The following is a 16,783-nucleotide window of genomic DNA, read 5'->3' as shown; positions in this document are numbered from 1 at the left end:
CAACCCAGTCGTTCCATTTCCGGTTCCAGCCAACGGCAGAACTTAAGCCGGGTACTTACCGCACATCTGTATATACCGACGAATGATACATATTCAGGTTCGGTAAACGTGCGACTGCGGGACAGTTTCTGGTTTTTTTAGTTAAAAGAGCAGCGATGGATAGTTGCTGGCAAATCACGACCACCTGAATACCAATTCGAGTTAGTATTTACATGCTTATTTCGTCCTGTCTGCTTTATAGATCTATCAGCAGGACAGTTTATTTACACTTAACGTTATGCTGCTACTCTGGAGTTTTTTCCAGCCCCAACAGGTGAACGAACCTCCATTTACCGTCAATGATGCCTTAATTTTATTCTGGCATACGGTTCGTGATTTCATGAAAGGAATCGTTGAACGGCTCCCGTATCTTATTGTTGGCGCGTTCGTATTTCTGCTGTTCTGGCTGCTGGGGAAAGGTGTCAAAAATGTCATCAACAAAGTAGCCGTCCAGAGCCATTCCATCGACGATACGCTGGCCAATCTTGTCAGCCGGATTGTTAGTACACTGATTACGATTATCGGTTTTCTGGCCACCTGCGTCGTTGTATTTCCTTCTTTCAAGCCGGGCGATATTATTGCCGGTCTGGGCATTACGTCGGTTGCCATTGGGTTTGCCTTCAAAGATATTCTCCAGAATTTCTTTGCTGGTATCCTGATTTTATGGCGTCGGCCCTTCAAAGTAGGCGATCAGATCAGAGTCAATAATTTTGAGGGAACCGTTGAGGAAATTAACATGCGCTCGACCCGGCTGAAAACTTATGATGGCGAACGGGCCATTCTGCCTAACGGTGACGTGTACACCAGTTCGGTGCTGGTCCGTACGGCTTATAATAAGCGACGAATAAAATTTGTGGTGGGTATTGGTTACCCGGATTCGATTGAGGAAGCGCGCAGCGTAATTCACGGCGTACTTGACGAAATCGACGGCGTATTGAAGGAGCCTGCTCCCTGGGTGTACGTTACCGAGCTGGCGGGTTCGTCGGTCAATCTGACGGTTTATTTCTGGGTCGAGTCCCAGCAGGCAAATGCATTGAAAGTCAGCGATCAGGTTGTAACCGGCATCAAGCTGGCCCTCGATGAAGCCGGTATCGATATGCCGTTCCCGCATTCGGTGGTGTTACTGGAAAAACAGCCGGATGGCCCCGCCATTTTATCCCGGCCACCCGCTAAACGTGAAACCGTTGCCAACGCAGATGGTCAGAAAGTATGACAGATGAACTGACAACATTAGCCGACTGGCTGTTTAAGGGCTGGCAGAGCATCGGCCGGATTATAGTGGTGGGCATACTGGCCTACGCCGGGCTGCTGACCATTCTGAAAATCTCAGGAAAACGGACGCTTTCAAAGATGAATGCGTTTGACCTGGTCGTGACGGTGGCGCTCGGCTCAACGCTGTCAACCATTATCGTTTCCCGGCAAACCGGCGTAGCGGATGGGCTGACGGCCCTGGCGTTGCTGGTTGGCTTACAGTACGTTGTGGCGTGGCTGTCGGTACGCTGGCCCCGGTTCAAACGGTTTATTAAAGACGAACCAACCCTGTTGTTTCATCAGGGACAATATCTCAAGCAGGCCATGCGTCAACAGCGCGTCAACGAAGATGAAATTCTGGCCGCCATACGCGGATCTGGCGCTTCTCGTCCCGACAACGTAACGGCTGTCGTCCTGGAAACTGATGGTTCGTTTACGGTGATTGAAGATAACAGCGGAAAGCCGACAACCAGTCTACAAAACGTGCAGCGGTCAGATGCGGGTGAGTAATGCATCGCATAAAATCCAGAATTAGTATGGAAGGAAGGTTTACGTTTTCTCGTCGGGTCGCTACAGCCGCCTTTATCAGTTTACTGATTGCTGCTTTGTTCTGGCTGATTGGCTATGCAGCCAGTTTTTTCTTTCTGGTCTTCGGCGGCATTACGTTTGCCGTGGTTCTTAGTGGCCTAGGCCATTTCGTTAACCGCAAAACATCCCTGCCCTATGGTTGGTCGGTTGGGGTGGTTCTGGTACTGTTCGTCATCCTGATCGGTGGGGGTATCTGGCTGTTAGCACCCACTGTAAGTGAACAGGCCGACCAACTGGCGGAGTCTTTGCCCCAGTCGATTGATCGACTTAAACAGAATTTGTCGCAAACTGAATGGGGCAAAAAAATGCTGGAAGGAATTCCGGAGCAGCCTGGCCAGCTTCTATCAGCGGGTGGTCCGGGGAAGGGCGTACTGTCGCAGGTAACGGGTGTCGTTTCCGGAACGCTCGGCGGACTGGTGAACGTTCTGATTGTCATAATTACGGGCATTTACCTGGCTTTCAGTCCCGGCAGTTATCGCGAGGGGTTTGTCCGGCTGTTCAATCCTGCATACCGGGACCGGTTGCTGGGGGTGATGGATCAATGTTATACGACACTCAAGAACTGGTTTATCAGTCGTTCCATCACCATGACGGTGGTGGGCGTAGCGACTGGAGCAGGGCTGGCCATGCTGGGAATTCCGTTTCCCATTGTGCTGGGCATCATGGCCGGGATACTGAACTTTATCCCAAATCTTGGCCCTTACATCGCCATGGCACCAGCCCTGCTGGTCGCTTTACCGCAGGGTGTCGATTACGTCATCTATGTTTTCGCATTGTATATGGGGGTGCAGTCGCTGGAAGGGTACATTCTGACGCCTTTGCTCGATAAGCGATTTGTTTCTGTACCGCCCGCGCTGCTGCTCTTTGGGCAGGTGCTGCTGGGGATTCTGGTCGGCCTGATAGGTGTCTTATTCGCGTCTCCACTGATTGCCGTGCTGCTGGTTGTTGTCGAGGAGCTTTACGTAAAAGACCGACTGGAACAGAAACCCTGATTCATTTTCAAGTTAACTTATGTATCACAAAAAACTCAACGAAATGAAAACAATCAAACGAATAGCCACAGGCTTATGCATCGCAGTAGCGCTGAATGCGTGTACGCCCAAATTATCCTTTACCAACTCATCTGTGGTTCCGGCAGCGAGTGGAAACATAAACGTAAAGAAAGACAAGAATGAGAATTATGCGCTGGAAGTACGGGTTCGGAATCTGGCCGAATCCAAAAGTCTGACGCCTGCGAAAGGCACATACCTGGTCTGGATGAAGCAGAACGATAATTCGGTTAAAAAACTAGGCCAGCTAAGTCCATCCGGCAAATCGCTGGCGGCCACCTTAAATGCGACATCCGTTGCCAAACCCGTAGAGGTTTTTATCACTGCTGAAGACAATGCGGATATTCTTTACCCAGCGGGTCAAACAATCCTGACAACCGAAAAATAACGAAACCAACACAATCAGATTTAACCTTTAGATCATTATGGAAAGCGAAGACCGAGAAGACATTATCCGGGCGAAGAAAGCCATTTCGCCCGATGGACTGGAAAATCAGTCGGCCGAAGGGCATAGTGGCGTAGGCAGCGAAGTACCGAAGGAGGATTTACCGACTCTACCAAAGGATGACCTGGAAGACAAATACATGGATGGGCCGGACGAGCCCGGGGAAAACGTTCGGGTAATGAATCCGAATCGAAACCCGAACGACAAACCGGATATCGACAAGCCTGCCTATAACTGAACGTAGTGCGTTCGAACAGAGCGTTAACTACAAGCAAAGCGGTGGTTCACCTGATTTGGGTGAACCACCGCTTTTTTCATCCCCCAATCTGTCCTGATTTTAACCAATCAGAAGTTCCGGATCAATACAGCATCAACGTGTTGCTTGCTTCTAAGGGGATTCTAAGATTAGCTTAAGCCGATTCTAAAATGAATATCGCAACTTTGATAAATACCTATTAATCAATCAATAACTACACAGTTTTTTAAACTTCTATTTTATTATTCGTAAGTAAGCTATGATCAACTCTTACCTAAATCAGAAATTCAGCAGGCTTAATTCAGATGGGTCTAGTTCCCGCTCTGATGGATCGGCCTGGAATCTTATCCAACTCTTTTCGAATGAAATCCATACGTTTATTCTCAATACTTATCGTTGCTAATCTTCTTCCCGGTAAAGTAAGTGCACAGCAACCAGCCCCTGCCGCGGAATCTGTACTTCGTGGCTTAGGCATGCAGCCGGACACAACACGTCCTGTCGCAACAGCGCCGTCCGCCACACTGCAACCTGATAGCACCGACCAACCCAACGCGGCAGGTCGTTCATCGCTCAGCCAGCCTTCGGATACCGCCAACACCTTATCAGAAAGTACGCAGACGGCTCCGGGTGGAGCCATTACAACACAGGCCAGCGAAGCCATAGGGACCCTGAAAGGCCGGTTAATGGCTAAGCAGGCGACCAAAAACCAGGCCGTTGCCTTTGCCAGTATTGGTCTGTTCCGGATCAGTGACTCCAGTTCGGTTACCGGTAGTCTTACTGACGAGAAAGGCTTTTTTATCATCAGCAATCTGGCACCCGGTACTTATTATGCGCTGGTTCAAAGTCTTGGCTATGCCCCCAAACGTATACCTCGTATTACAATCGGCACGTCCAGCGCAACGGTGAACCTGGGTGACATCCTGCTTACCGAAACCTCAACGCAGCTTCAGGAGGTGGTGGTCCAGGGCCAGCGCCAGGCTTATGAATATTCGCTCGACCGCAAAATTGTTAATGCGGATCAGCTACCGATTGCCCAGGGCGGGTCAGCCCTCGATATTTTACAGAACGTACCCTCGGTAACGGTCGATGTTGACGGAACGCTTAGCCTGCGGGGTAGTAGCAACGTGATTGTGCTGGTCGACGGTAAGCCATCGGGGTTGACGGGCCTCGACCGGCAGGCCATTCTGGACCAGATTCCGGCCAGTAACATCGAACGCGTAGAAATCATCACCAATCCGTCTTCGCGTTACGATGCCGACGGCGCTGCGGGAATTATTAACATCATTCTTAAAAAAGAACAGGCGTCTGGTTTCAACGGAAACATACAGCTTAATGTAGGCACCCGCGACAAATACAACGCGTCGGTCAACCTGAATGCCCGTTTCAAAAAACTCAATCTGTTCGGTAGTTATAATTTTCGGGATTACCGGCGGTTCCAGTACCGCATTTCGGATCGGAAAAACCTGTTTGACGACTCAACAAGCTATTTATCCCAGCGTAATGATGCCATTCGCCGGAACGCCAGCAATAATCTGCGCCTGGGTTTTGATTATGCCTTATCCGGCCGCGATAACATCACCCTGTCGACCCTGTACCGACCCCGATACAGTTACGACTCCGAGTTTGAGGTCTTCAATACGCAGGATGCCCGTCGAGAATCGCTGGGAATAACCCGCCGTTCGACCGAGGAGCGGGAACCTGAACGCGGCCTGGACTACACCTTTGGCTACCGTCGGAACTTTGCAAAAAAAGGACGCGAGTTAACGTTCGATGCAACTTTGTCGACCAACCGGGGAACGGAAAATCAACTGTTTACCAACTCGACAACCCTACCCGAAAATTTGCTGACTCCTAATTTTCTGATTGGCCGGCAACGAGCCAGTAATTTTCAGAACAACCGGGTGGGCGTCTTACAGACCGACTTTATAGAGCCGCTGAAACGGAAGCAACGCCTGGAGACAGGCTTGAAATATACGTATCGTCGGCTGGGTGCTGATTACGTTTTCGAGAACCTGCTAGACGATGGCTGGGTAGTGAACCCCAACATCAGTAATAATTTTATTTACAACGAACAGACCAGCGCGGCTTACGTCAACTTTGGCAATGAACTCAAAAAGTTTAGTTACCAGGCGGGGCTGCGAACCGAATACACAACCATCCTGACGGATCAGCGAACAACCGGACAGCAAAACCAGCGCGATTACATCTATCTGTTTCCCAGTGCATTTATTAACTACAGCCTGAGTCAAGAACAGAAGCTACAACTCAATTATACCCGACGGATCAATCGCCCTTCCGTTCGGTCGCTCAATCCGTTTGTTGACCTCTCGGACCCGCTGAATATCCGGTTTGGGAATCCGCTGCTCAGCCCCGAACTGATTAATTCATTTGAGATGAGTTATCTCTGGAATGGAAAATCGACCTCGCTCAATACCTCGCTGTTCTTTCGGCAGACCAATAATGAAATAACCAGCTACCGGACCCTGCGCAATGACGGCATTACCGAGCAAACGTCGCTGAACTTAAATCGTTCGCAGAACTACGGGCTGGAAGTAGTGGCCAATCAGGACATTACCGACTGGTGGAAAGTAAATGGTACGTTTACGTTTTTTCAACGCTCCATTCAGGCCAGCGCCAATGTGCCGGGCGTGCTGACCCGAACCAATCGAAGCTGGACAGGGCGTATCACGACCGACCTTCGCCCCAAACGAGGAACGGCCATCCAGGTAGCGGTCAATTATCGATCGCCCTTCATTGTGGCTCAGGGCACGATAAACAGCTTTTTCAACGTGGATGCTGGCATCAAACAGGATATTCTAAAAGGGCGGGGAACCCTTAATTTCCGGGTCAGCGATATATTCAATACACTACAGTTTCAAAACGATAGTTTCGGGCCAAACTTTCTCGCCAGTACCCTAGGGAAACGCGAAAGTCGGATTGGTTTTATCGGGTTCACCTACCGTCTGAATCGGAAGATCGTGAAGGAAACCAGCCGGCAGAAGGAAGAACAGGAGAACGACAATTCACCGGGTGACATTGAGTACTAAGCATTCTCCCTAAAGAAATAGCCAGGTGAGCTGATAATGAAAGCGGGCAAAAATAAGATCGATAGATGCAAGCTTCGCCCTGTTTGAGGAACCTTAACTATCCTGGGTCGAATAGCGGACCTCTGGAGAGAATCTTCGCTGACTTGCTCATGATCCCTTAGTGCAAAAGGCCACACTGTTCTGACAGGGTCGTCCAACCAGTTAAAGATAATGAGCCCGTTTGGAGTAAGCGAACGGAATCATGTAACGCTCCGTCGATGAACAGCGTATCGAATTTTCGTTGCACGGTAAGTAAACAAGACACTATTGTGCTGAATTCAACGATTTTTCACCTCGCTGGGCGCGTATCCGAAATGACGGGAAAAGCTGGTGGAAAAGTTGGCAGGATTGCTGAAGCCGACCTGATAAGCCACCTCAGCAACGGTACCTACGTTCGCACTCAACAACTCGTGGGCGCGTTGCAATCGAAGTAGGCGGATCAGATCGCCGGGAGCCTCGTTGATCAACGCTTTGAGTTTGCGGTGGAGTTGAGTGCGGCTCAAACCCACATCATTGCTCAATCGCTCGACACTATACTGTTCATCATCCAGGTGATTGTCGATGGCCGTCCGGACCCGCTCTATGAAAACCCGCTCCATCGAAGGTAATACTGGGACGTTCATGAACCATCCTCTTTCGCGGCTGTAGTGCTCACGCAGTTGCTGACGTAACGCAATTAGGTTCGTAATGTGAGCCGTTAATTCACGCTGACTGAATGGCTTGGCCAGGTAAGCATCCGCCCCGGTTTCTAAGCCCTCCAGTTTACTGTCCAGGTCAGCGCGGGCCGTCAGCATGATCACCGGAATATGACTAGTACGTTCATCCTGTTTCAGCCGCTTGCAGACGGCGTACCCATCCATTCTGGGCATCATTAGGTCAGTAATCACCAGATCAGGCACTTGCTGCTGCGCCAGTTGAAGCCCAGCTTCTCCGTCTGAGGCCTCAATAACGCGACAGGATTCTGATCCACTCAACGACGAACGAATAAACGCCCGCACGTCGTCATTATCCTCAATAAGTAGCACCAGTGGGGCATCTTCCGATTCAGAAACGGTATCCTCAGAAAAAGTTGTAGACCGATCGAGCAATTTTGGTTGTTCAGCATCGGCTCCGATTGACGATGAGGCCTGCATCGGTAAGCAGACAATGACCAGCGTTCCAACTCCCTCCTGACTGCTGAGGTGAATGGTGCCCCCGTGTACGTCAACCAGTTCTTTAGTGAGCGCCAGCCCAATACCCGTACCTTCCTGCTCACGGGTGTCGGAAGCATCCGCCTGGTAAAATCGGTCGAAGATATAAGGCTGTTTGGCCGTTGGAATTCCGGCACCCGTATCCTGAACACTTAGTTGTATCCAGCCTTCGGGGATGGCTTCATCGTTGGTGAGGGATAGAGAGACGGTTCCACCAGCTGAGGTGAACTTGATGGCGTTGGACAGCAGGTTGTAGAGGATTTTTTCTACTTTGTCGCGATCATAATGCACAATCAGTCGCTTCTGAGTCGCCCTAAATAGAAGGACGACACCTTTCTGATTAGCGATTGACTCGAACGACTGCAACGTACTACACAGCAGGCTGACCAAATCACCCGGTGAGAGCGTTAGGCTCATCTTACCCGCTTCGAGTTTACTCAAGTCGAGTAGTTGGTTAATCAGTCGCAGCAGCCGGTTTCCGTTTCGTTGGATAAGGCCAACCTGTTGTTTGGTTTGAGGGTCGTCCGTATGTGTCAGCACTTGTTCAGCGGGGCCGAGAATCAGGGTGAGGGGTGTACGGAATTCATGGGTGAGGTTGGTGAAGAAGCGCGATTTAAACGCATCCAGTTCTTGCAACTTGTCGGTTTGCCGCTGAAGCTGATCGGTCCGTTCGCGCACGGTTCGCTCCAGTTGTTCATTCTGTCCAGCGATTAGTTTGAGCTTTTCGGCTTCCTGAGCCCGCGTTTGCGCAGAGAGGTCTTCTACCTGTTGAAGCTGACGTTCGAGGTTTCGGCTGGTTTGCCCAAAATCCCGTGCCAGATACAGCGACGTACATAAGGGGAGCGTCAGAAAGCCAACGGTCAGAAACAGATTCTGCGCCAAGGAATTGTCGGGCCAGATATGGAGCACATCACTGGCACCAATAAATATGGCGATGCCCACCGCCAGCAGGCCCATCCCAATTAGCCAAACGCCTGGCTGCCGACGCAACATGGCCCCTAGCACTACCCGCATCACTTCGAGCAGGCAAAGAAACTCGAAGCCAAACACCCAGGGCACGGAATTAACCCCTCGAATCAAAAGCACCGTCACGACCAGCAATAGAGCAAGGGCGTAAAACCCCCAGACCCACCGGGGGGCTTTGGAATAACAGACCGAATAGATAAATACCACTGACGAGAGTGCCATGCCGATGTTGGCCAACCAGAATCCGTAGGTAACCTGTTGAATGACGACGGGGTTAGCGATCAGCCGGTCGAAATAGACACAGGTAGACGCGCACGCAAACATCCCCAGCCACAAGCTGTAATAGAGGTTGGACCGGCGGGTGGGATAAACCAAAAACAGAAACAGATGCAGCAGGCCAAACAGGCTGGGGGTAAATACCGACACTAAGTTGATACTCCATATTTGCATCATGCCAACGACGTAGGCAGTCATGTGATCGGCGGAGGACAGCCAACTGGCAAACCCCTGCCGATAACGCGCCCAGCGGGTTACGTAAGGCCGAAACGTGGCCATTCGTACCACTAGCAGGTGGGGCCCGGCCCGGTCGAGCTTGAACGTAATAGGTTCAAAACTGGGACAGTAATCGGTTCCGGTCTTAGGCGACTGGCCGACGGTGCCAAACCTGCCGATTCGTTGTCCATCCAGAAATACCTCCGATGCGCCCACCTGGTCGATCCGGATGGCCAGCAGGCTGTCGACCGGCAGTGAATCGATGCTGAAATGCAATCGGAACCACCCAATGCCATTCCAATCAGCAGGTGGGTTACTTAAATCAAAGTCAGTGCCATGGGAGATCCAATCCCGGTCGTCGAAGGAGGGGCTGGCCCAGCGCCGATCGTCACCTGCGTGGTACTGCCAGCGGTGCGATTGCAAAGTGTATCCCCTAAAATCTCGATCCAGGCTATCCAGTATAAGGCGCAAGGGCTGAGGTTGCGCCTGAATGAGCAGACTGCAAAAAATCAGTCCAATTGTAAGGGTGCCAATCCGTTTCATAGTGGAAGATAGCGGATTTACGAACTACTGCCGATTCGATGATCCCTCCTGGTTTACACGGCTCACAAAGCGTTTGTCCGTTAAAGACCGCAGAAAAGCCTCCAGATCTTTTTTCTCCTGATCGGTTAGCCCCAATGGCTTGTTTAATAGTGGGTCCCGGTTTATTGAGTTAGCGACAACCTGGTCGGGGTCATTGTAATAATCAATGACTTGAGCTAGCGTTTTAAACATGCCGTTGTGCATGTAAGGCGCTGTCAATGCTACGTTCCGTAGCGGACCGATTTTAAATTTGCCTAGATCAACAGCTTTTTTCGTAATCGCGGCTCGCCCACTGTCGGTTAGCATTCTACCGTCGAACAGACCGATGTTCCGAAATTCTGAATTGTTAAAATTGGCCCCAAAATGACACTGCACGCAGTTCGCTTTTCCATTGAAGAGCGCAAACCCACGTTTGGCCGATTCACACACCGCAGCTTCATTGTCGTTCATGCGCCAGTCATCAAACGGAGTTTCCGGGGATTCCAGCGTTTGTTGAAACGCAGTCAGGGCTTTGGCCAGATTCGTGCTGGTCGGCAGCTCGCCAAATGCCTGCTTGAAGTAGGCCCGGTACGTCTTGCTCTTATTCAGGCGTTTCACCGCTACGTCGATGGGCAAATCCATTTCATCGGGATTGGCGACAGGAATCAACGCCTGCTCTTCCAAGGTAGCGGCCCGACCATCCCAGAAGAAGCTGGTCTGTAATAGTACGTTCATGGCAGAAGGCGTATTACGTTTCCCCTGGCGACCAAACACGCCCAGACTCACCGCCGACGTATCGGCAAAGGCAAATTCTTCCCGGTGGCAACTGGCGCAACTAATGGTGCGGTTTCGCGATAGGATTGGATCGAAAAACAGCCGTTTGCCGAGGGTTGCTTTGTCTGTCGGCTCGTCAGTAGTGAAAGCAGTTACAACTAAACTGATCCCTAAGAGTGCCGTTAGTAGGGATAGATACGTTTTCATGGTTTCGATATCTTTACCCGGCCTAATCTTATTTGATTGAAACCTCTCCGTCGTCCCCCACACGTATCCGCAAGAACAGTTAACCGAACGGAGTCTTGAGCGAAGAAATCAAGCTTGTACGTACCGAAATAAGCCATATTACAAATGGGATCAGCATATAGAAGTGTGTCTTGGCGAACGTAGTACTTGCCGCTGACAAAGGTTTTGCCATTGATAAAGATATCATTGGTGCCATCGGCCCGGAAAACCGTCACTACAGAAGTTCCATCCGACGATTTATGCTGCCACCGACCTACCAACGGGTCAGGTAGTTGGATGAACGAAATGAGCGCTAATGCTAGGCTAATCAGTGAGAAACAGACGACATTATTCATAAAACGTAACGGGGTTTTGGTTCGACTTTGCAAACCACATCATTACGTTTTATTTTCATATTTGCGCGCGTTGCAAAGGTGTTTGAATTCGTTACAGAAAGGAACGAATAATGGCTGACGTAGTATGAATAATGAAGAGGCTGTTTTAAACCTTTGAAAGAATAACAAAAACCGCTCTCGAATAAAAAGTTAAATAGTTTCTAATGAAGAAACGAACAATATAGCTGGTAAAGCCACGCTGAACACCGGTTATGCCGGGTGGCTATCAGTGAAATGGATGGGTTGAACATTGCCTATTATCCGTTCATACCAGACACAGAATTACGGTTTTCCTGCCTCTATATTGACTTTGTTTAAAAAGCTGACGACCGCTTCCATAGCGGGCTGTGCTTTGGGATAGCTACTGCCCCAATACCACGCCAGGTGATCGGTATCCGGTAGATCTAGGTGCTGATTGGGTACCCCAGCGGCTTTCAGTTTATCGGCCAGCAGTTGGCCATGCGGTTTAAGAACGTCCTTCTCACTGGTAATGATGAGGCTTTGAGGGTAGTCGGCGAAGTGCTCGTTCAGGATCGGGGATACTAAAGGGTTAGTCGGATCAGCCCCGTTACGATACCAGCTGCTGACTAAGCCGTATTCTTCCAAACCGGCTGCGGTGGGCCGCAAATCGATGCCCGGATTGACAAATACTATGGATAAGGGTTTAGCAGGCCGCCCCTGCTGCTGCCGTTTTACCTGCAAAGAGCCCACAAACAAACCACCCGCACTATCGCCGATCAGGCTAATCTTTTGCGGATTTCCGCCCAATGCCTGCGCATGATCAACGACCCAGTTCCAAGCTGCATAACAGTCATCAATGGAAGCGGGGAACGGGTGTTCAGGAGCCACCCGATAATCGACCGAAACGACGATGGACTTTGTCCGATTACAAAGAACCCGAGCAGCCGGACCATCTAAGGCGCTCAAGATAAACGCACCTCCGTGAATGCTATACAAAATGGGCAGGTTTTTCTCCGAATTGGGGTAATAAATCTGAATTCGGATTGAATCGGGGCCCGTCCAGATCGTTCGGACCTCGGTTTTAAATACGTCCGGTAAGGGTTCTTGAACGGGATTGTTTTTCAACATACGAGCCCGCAGTTGCTCAGCGGTCGGGAGCCCCTGCTGGGCCAATGCAGTAAGCGACCCCGACAGCAGCGCGGGCAATAGAATGACGATTAGGCGGTTCATGGAGTAAGTAGAAAAACAGGACATTGAAGCAGACGTGTTAAGAGTTTGTGAATTGGCTTAGCTAACCGTCGACCGAATCCTATCAAGCGATTCAGAAGCGATAGGCAAAACAAGTCACCTGTTCCTCAACCCCGTTTGCGTTTCTGTCATATGTGTTTGAAAATGTTCACTAGTCTTTCAAGATTCCTGCTTTTTTACGCAACTCGCTGGGTGGATAGCCAAAATGACGGGAAAAGCTGGTGGAGAAGTTGGCCGGATTACCGAATCCCACGCTGTAGGCCACTTCGGCTACCGTACTCACGTTTCCTCGTAACAGCTCATGCGCGCGCTGAAGCCGCAGGACACGTAGTAGATCGCCGGGCGTCTGATTGATGAGCGCTTTGAGTTTGCGGTGGAGTTGGGTACGTCCCAGACCGACCTCCTCACACAGGCGATCCACACTGTATTGCTCATCGTCCAGATGGGTTTCCAGAGCAACCCGAACCCGGCTTAAAAAGGCTTGCTCCATGGATGGCACCGAACTGGTTTCAGAAGGCCAAACTGTTTGTTTATCAAGCGTGACCTGGCTGTACCGCTCGCGCAATTGTCGACGTACCAGGAGTAGATTAGTGATCTGTGCCAGTAATTCCCGTTGGTGGAAAGGTTTAGCCAAATAACTATCGGCACCGGTTTGGAGTCCTTCTATCTTACTCTCTAAATCGGCCCGGGCTGTCAGCATAATGATGGGAATATGACTGGTACGTTCGTCCTGTTTGAGGATAGTACACGCCTTATAGCCGTCCAGACGAGGCATCATTAAGTCCGTGATGATCAGATCGGGTATGTGCTCCCACGCCAGTTGGGTACCTTCCTCGCCATTGCCCGCTTCCAGGATACGATAGCTATCGCCCAACGAGGTGCGAATAAAAGCACGTACCTCCTCATTATCCTCAATGAGTAACACCGTAGGGTTCTCGGTCGCCGATTCGTCCCCTTCCGGTTGTTTAGTTTCCGGATGCGCCAACGTGGTTAGGGTAAAATCAGGAGATGCTGTACCAGTTCCTTCCAGTGGTGTTTCTACCGTCGCAATTGCTTGTTCTTGACGTACCGGCAACTGAACGATGACACTTGTACCCATACCTTCCTGGCTGGCAATCTGAATGGTACCGCCGTGCAATTCGACCAATTCTTTGGTGAGCGCTAGTCCAATGCCGGTCCCCTCCTGCTCGCGGGTATCCGACGCATCGACCTGATAAAAGCGATCAAACACATAAGGAAGTTTTGCGGCTCTAATGCCGATACCCGTATCAGCAACCTCTAACTCGACCCAATCCTGATTCTGCTCGTTTTGATGCGTTAGATTAACTGATACGTTGCCATCGACAGGGGTGAATTTCAGCGCGTTGGAAAACAAATTATATAATATATTTTCCAATTTTGCACGGTCCATGGCAATCACCAGTTGATCGCGGTTTGACAAAAAATGCAGAGTGATACGTTGTTGACGAGCCAGTGACTCGAACGAGTGGAGCGTACCCTGAACCAGCATGACCAGATCACCGGGTGCCAGCGTGAGTTCAGCTTTACCGGCTTCCAGTTTGCTTAATTCCAGCAGTTGATTGATGAGCCGGAGTAAGCGCTGGGCGTTACGTTGTAAGAGTCCAACCTGCTGTTTGGTGGTAGGTTCCTTGGTTTGGGCCAGCACCTGTTCGGCAGGGCCCAGCATCAAGGTCAGGGGGGTACGGAATTCGTGGGTCAGGTTGGTGAAAAAACGAGACTTGACCCGGTCCATCTCGCGAAGTTTGTCGGCCTGCTGCTGGAGCTGTTCAGTACGTTCCTGTACGGTTCGTTCTAATTGCTCATTCTGCTGGGCCACCAAATGGAGCTTTTCCGCTTCCTGAGCCATATTTTTTGCCGATAGGTCTTGAACCTGCTGGAGTTGTGCCGCCAGATTCCGATTAGTGCGGGCGAGCTCCTGGGCAAGATAAATCGACGTACACAACGGTAATATCAGATAACCGAATGTTGTATACAGGGTCGAATTATACAGATCATTCACTCGGTTAACCGTATGCCAAAGGTCAAATTGATCGGCGGGTCCGGTGAAAAACACGATTGTTACCGCAATTATACCTACACCAATTAGCCACACCCCGGGCTGTCGGCGAAGGATGGCCAGCAAAACGACCCGGGCCACTTCCAGAGTACAGAAGAACAGGAACCCAAATAATAGTAAAAAAAGGGGTACCAACGGATTCAGCAGCCCATAAGCGACAAGCAGGACGGCCAGCCCAACGAATGCCCAGATTCGCCGGGGTTGTCTGCCATAACCAACTGAATAAATAAAGGCCACGGAAGTAACGGCCAGCGAAAAATTAACGAACATAGCCAGGTAACCTACGGCATTTTGCCAGAGAGGATCACGGAGCGTAAAATCTAAATGGGCGCAGACCGAGTCTACTGTAGACAGCATTAACCAGCCGCTGTAATACAGATTGGAACGCTGGCGTGGGTTGCCCATAAACAGGATCAGGTGCAACAGGGCAAATAGTCCGGTGGCGAATGCCAATGCCAGTGGAAACGTATAGATCCGGGCCAGTCTAACGACCAGGTCGGTCAGGGTTTCATGCAGACCGATCTGCAGCCTGAACCCCTGCTCAGTCCACATGGACCGGGAATTATACGGTTGTCGGGCGGAGAGTCGAATGGCCAGTATGTGGTCACCGGGCCGGGTGAAGCGGAAGGGGAGCAAATCATACTGAACCTGAACGTCGGTATTGGTTGCCGGCGTGGCACCGATCTTCCCAAAACCACCGATTTTCTGGCCGTCCAGATAAATTTCCGATGCACTTCGCTGGACAACGCGCATGGCGAGTTCAAGCCCGACCAGACTCGAATCAACCTGAATGTGGCGCCTGAACCAGCCGACACCGTTCCAGCCGGGCGGAGTATCCGGCATATCAAACGCACTGCGGGAGGGGAGCCAGTTTTTGTCATCAAAGGTCGGATTGGCCCATTGAGCATCATGTCCTGGGTGAAATAACCAGCCAGGCGTTTGATGTAGCGAGTAGCCGCAACAGGGGTATTTACGTAAACTGTCGAGCGTTAATGGCAAGGAGGTTGGCCGAACCTGTCCTCTACTTAGCGTAAGGCTCATACAGCCAATAAGGATATGGAAAAGAAGTCGTTTCATGAGATTACATGGCCGGACAGGTAAGTTTGAAAACGTTTATTGGGGTAGATATTGACGCAGGAACCGATTGACAATGCCGAAAAACTGGTCGGGTTGCTCAATGCTGGCCATATGTCCACAAAAGTTAATACCTTGTACCTCGGCCTGCGGCAGGACTTGTTTGATTGAATAGAAGGTAGTTATGCTAAGGGCGTCCTGCCAACCAAAGACAATGAGCGCAGGTCCTTTGTAGGCTGGAAGGGTGCTGTCGAGGTTGAAGCGTTTTTGGAACAGATCGGTCCACATCAGGTTTAATACCTTGTCATTAACTTTCCCTTTGCTAATCTGTACCCCGTATTGATCCAGCTTCTTGGTATCATACACGTAAGGCGCACGTGATAGCCGACGGCGTTCCTGGGCCGCCCGCTCCGGGTCGCGCCGGACGTTGACCGAATCAGACCAGTATTTTAAGCTGTCGGCGTAGGGCGCCCGTCGAATCCGCATATTGGCATCGGAAATGAACCAACGCTGCACATTGATTTCGCCGGGACCGCTCAAAATCAGCGCACTTACTCGTTGAGGGTACTGAGCCGTGTAAGCCGATGCCAGCATACTGCCCCACGAGTGGCCGTACAGACTCAGCTTGTCGACACCTAAGCGGGCGCGCAGTCGATCGAGGTCGTCAATCGCCGTAGTGAGGTTAATAGTTGTTTTGTCTAACGGTTTCGTCCAGGAGCGGCCCGTACCTCGCTGTTCGAAGAGCACAGTCCGGTAGGTTTTGCTTAGGTTTTCGGCCACGTCGGACTCCTGAAAAGCGCCGATACCTGGTCCGCCACTCAGAATCACGATGGGTGTACCCGAGCCATACGTGTGGTAATACAGAACGGCATTATCAAGGACGATTGAATCCGTAATCACGGCGAGGGCGGCTTGGCGGTCCGACTGGGCGGTGGCGACTACTGGAAGAAACAGAGTCAGCCCAAAAAATACAGCGAGATGGTGTGGGCACTGGCGCATGAGTCAGTGGTTTTAACGGTTTATTGATTGATATGTCCACGCTGCATCTGCTACTCATACGGAGGTCTGGCAGCGTTGGGCAAAACAAGTAAACAAGCCTGACAGTC

At 50.8% G+C, this 16,783-nt stretch carries 11 protein-coding genes; 6 read left to right on the top strand and 5 right to left on the bottom strand.

Translation table 11 applies throughout. From position 1 onward, the window contains the following. The first annotated feature begins 277 nt into the window (after positions 1 to 277). The 6 genes from ACYVBJ_RS14465 to ACYVBJ_RS14440 all read left to right on the top strand — a co-directional run bounded on the left by ACYVBJ_RS14465 (position 278) and on the right by ACYVBJ_RS14440 (position 6,675). Positions 278 to 1,252: a mechanosensitive ion channel family protein gene (locus ACYVBJ_RS14465; protein ID WP_460983019.1), complete on the top strand. Its 975-nt coding sequence runs from the start codon at positions 278 to 280 to the stop codon at positions 1,250 to 1,252. Continuing rightward, complete coding sequence (locus tag ACYVBJ_RS14460) at positions 1,249 to 1,800, top strand: DUF421 domain-containing protein (protein WP_460983018.1); 552 nt, start codon at positions 1,249 to 1,251, stop codon at positions 1,798 to 1,800. Before ACYVBJ_RS14465 ends, ACYVBJ_RS14460 begins: the two co-directional genes overlap by 4 nt. Positions 1,801 to 1,826: 26 nt before the next feature. Continuing rightward, a complete protein-coding gene (locus tag ACYVBJ_RS14455; RefSeq protein ID WP_460983017.1) occupies positions 1,827 to 2,870 on the top strand; it encodes an AI-2E family transporter in 1,044 nt (347 codons plus the stop codon). Positions 2,871 to 2,913: 43 nt separating this feature from the next. Beyond that, positions 2,914 to 3,315: a hypothetical protein gene (locus tag ACYVBJ_RS14450; RefSeq protein ID WP_460983016.1), complete on the top strand. Its 402-nt coding sequence runs from the start codon at positions 2,914 to 2,916 to the stop codon at positions 3,313 to 3,315. A gap of 37 nt (positions 3,316 to 3,352) precedes the next feature. After that, positions 3,353 to 3,610, top strand: a complete 258-nt coding sequence (locus tag ACYVBJ_RS14445; protein WP_460983015.1) for a hypothetical protein — start codon at positions 3,353 to 3,355, stop codon at positions 3,608 to 3,610. Positions 3,611 to 3,990: 380 nt separating this feature from the next. After that, positions 3,991 to 6,675, top strand: a complete 2,685-nt coding sequence (locus ACYVBJ_RS14440; protein WP_460983014.1) for a TonB-dependent receptor — start codon at positions 3,991 to 3,993, stop codon at positions 6,673 to 6,675. A 317-nt stretch (positions 6,676 to 6,992) separates the two neighbouring features. Here ACYVBJ_RS14440 and ACYVBJ_RS14435 read toward each other — a convergent pair whose 3' ends face one another. The 5 genes from ACYVBJ_RS14435 to ACYVBJ_RS14415 form a co-directional block, all read right to left on the bottom strand. Next, the gene (locus tag ACYVBJ_RS14435) at positions 6,993 to 9,905 is read right to left on the bottom strand and encodes a hybrid sensor histidine kinase/response regulator transcription factor (protein WP_460983013.1); all 2,913 of its coding nucleotides are present in this window, start codon (positions 9,903 to 9,905) and stop codon (positions 6,993 to 6,995) included. Positions 9,906 to 9,929: 24 nt separating this feature from the next. Continuing rightward, on the bottom strand, positions 9,930 to 10,904 hold the full coding sequence (locus ACYVBJ_RS14430; protein ID WP_460983012.1) for a cytochrome-c peroxidase: 975 nt from the start codon (positions 10,902 to 10,904) through the stop codon (positions 9,930 to 9,932). Between the two features lie 695 nt (positions 10,905 to 11,599). Beyond that, complete coding sequence (locus ACYVBJ_RS14425) at positions 11,600 to 12,508, bottom strand: alpha/beta hydrolase (protein WP_460983011.1); 909 nt, start codon at positions 12,506 to 12,508, stop codon at positions 11,600 to 11,602. Between the two features lie 169 nt (positions 12,509 to 12,677). Beyond that, on the bottom strand, positions 12,678 to 15,644 hold the full coding sequence (locus ACYVBJ_RS14420; RefSeq protein WP_460983010.1) for a hybrid sensor histidine kinase/response regulator transcription factor: 2,967 nt from the start codon (positions 15,642 to 15,644) through the stop codon (positions 12,678 to 12,680). Between the two features lie 72 nt (positions 15,645 to 15,716). Further along, a complete protein-coding gene (locus ACYVBJ_RS14415) occupies positions 15,717 to 16,676 on the bottom strand; it encodes an alpha/beta fold hydrolase (RefSeq protein WP_460983009.1) in 960 nt (319 codons plus the stop codon). Positions 16,677 to 16,783: the final 107 nt, after the last annotated feature.

The sequence above is a fragment of the Spirosoma fluminis genome (assembly GCF_054778895.1).
The sequence above is the reverse complement of the archived record's forward strand: the minus strand, read 5'-3'. Positions and strand labels throughout refer to the sequence as shown.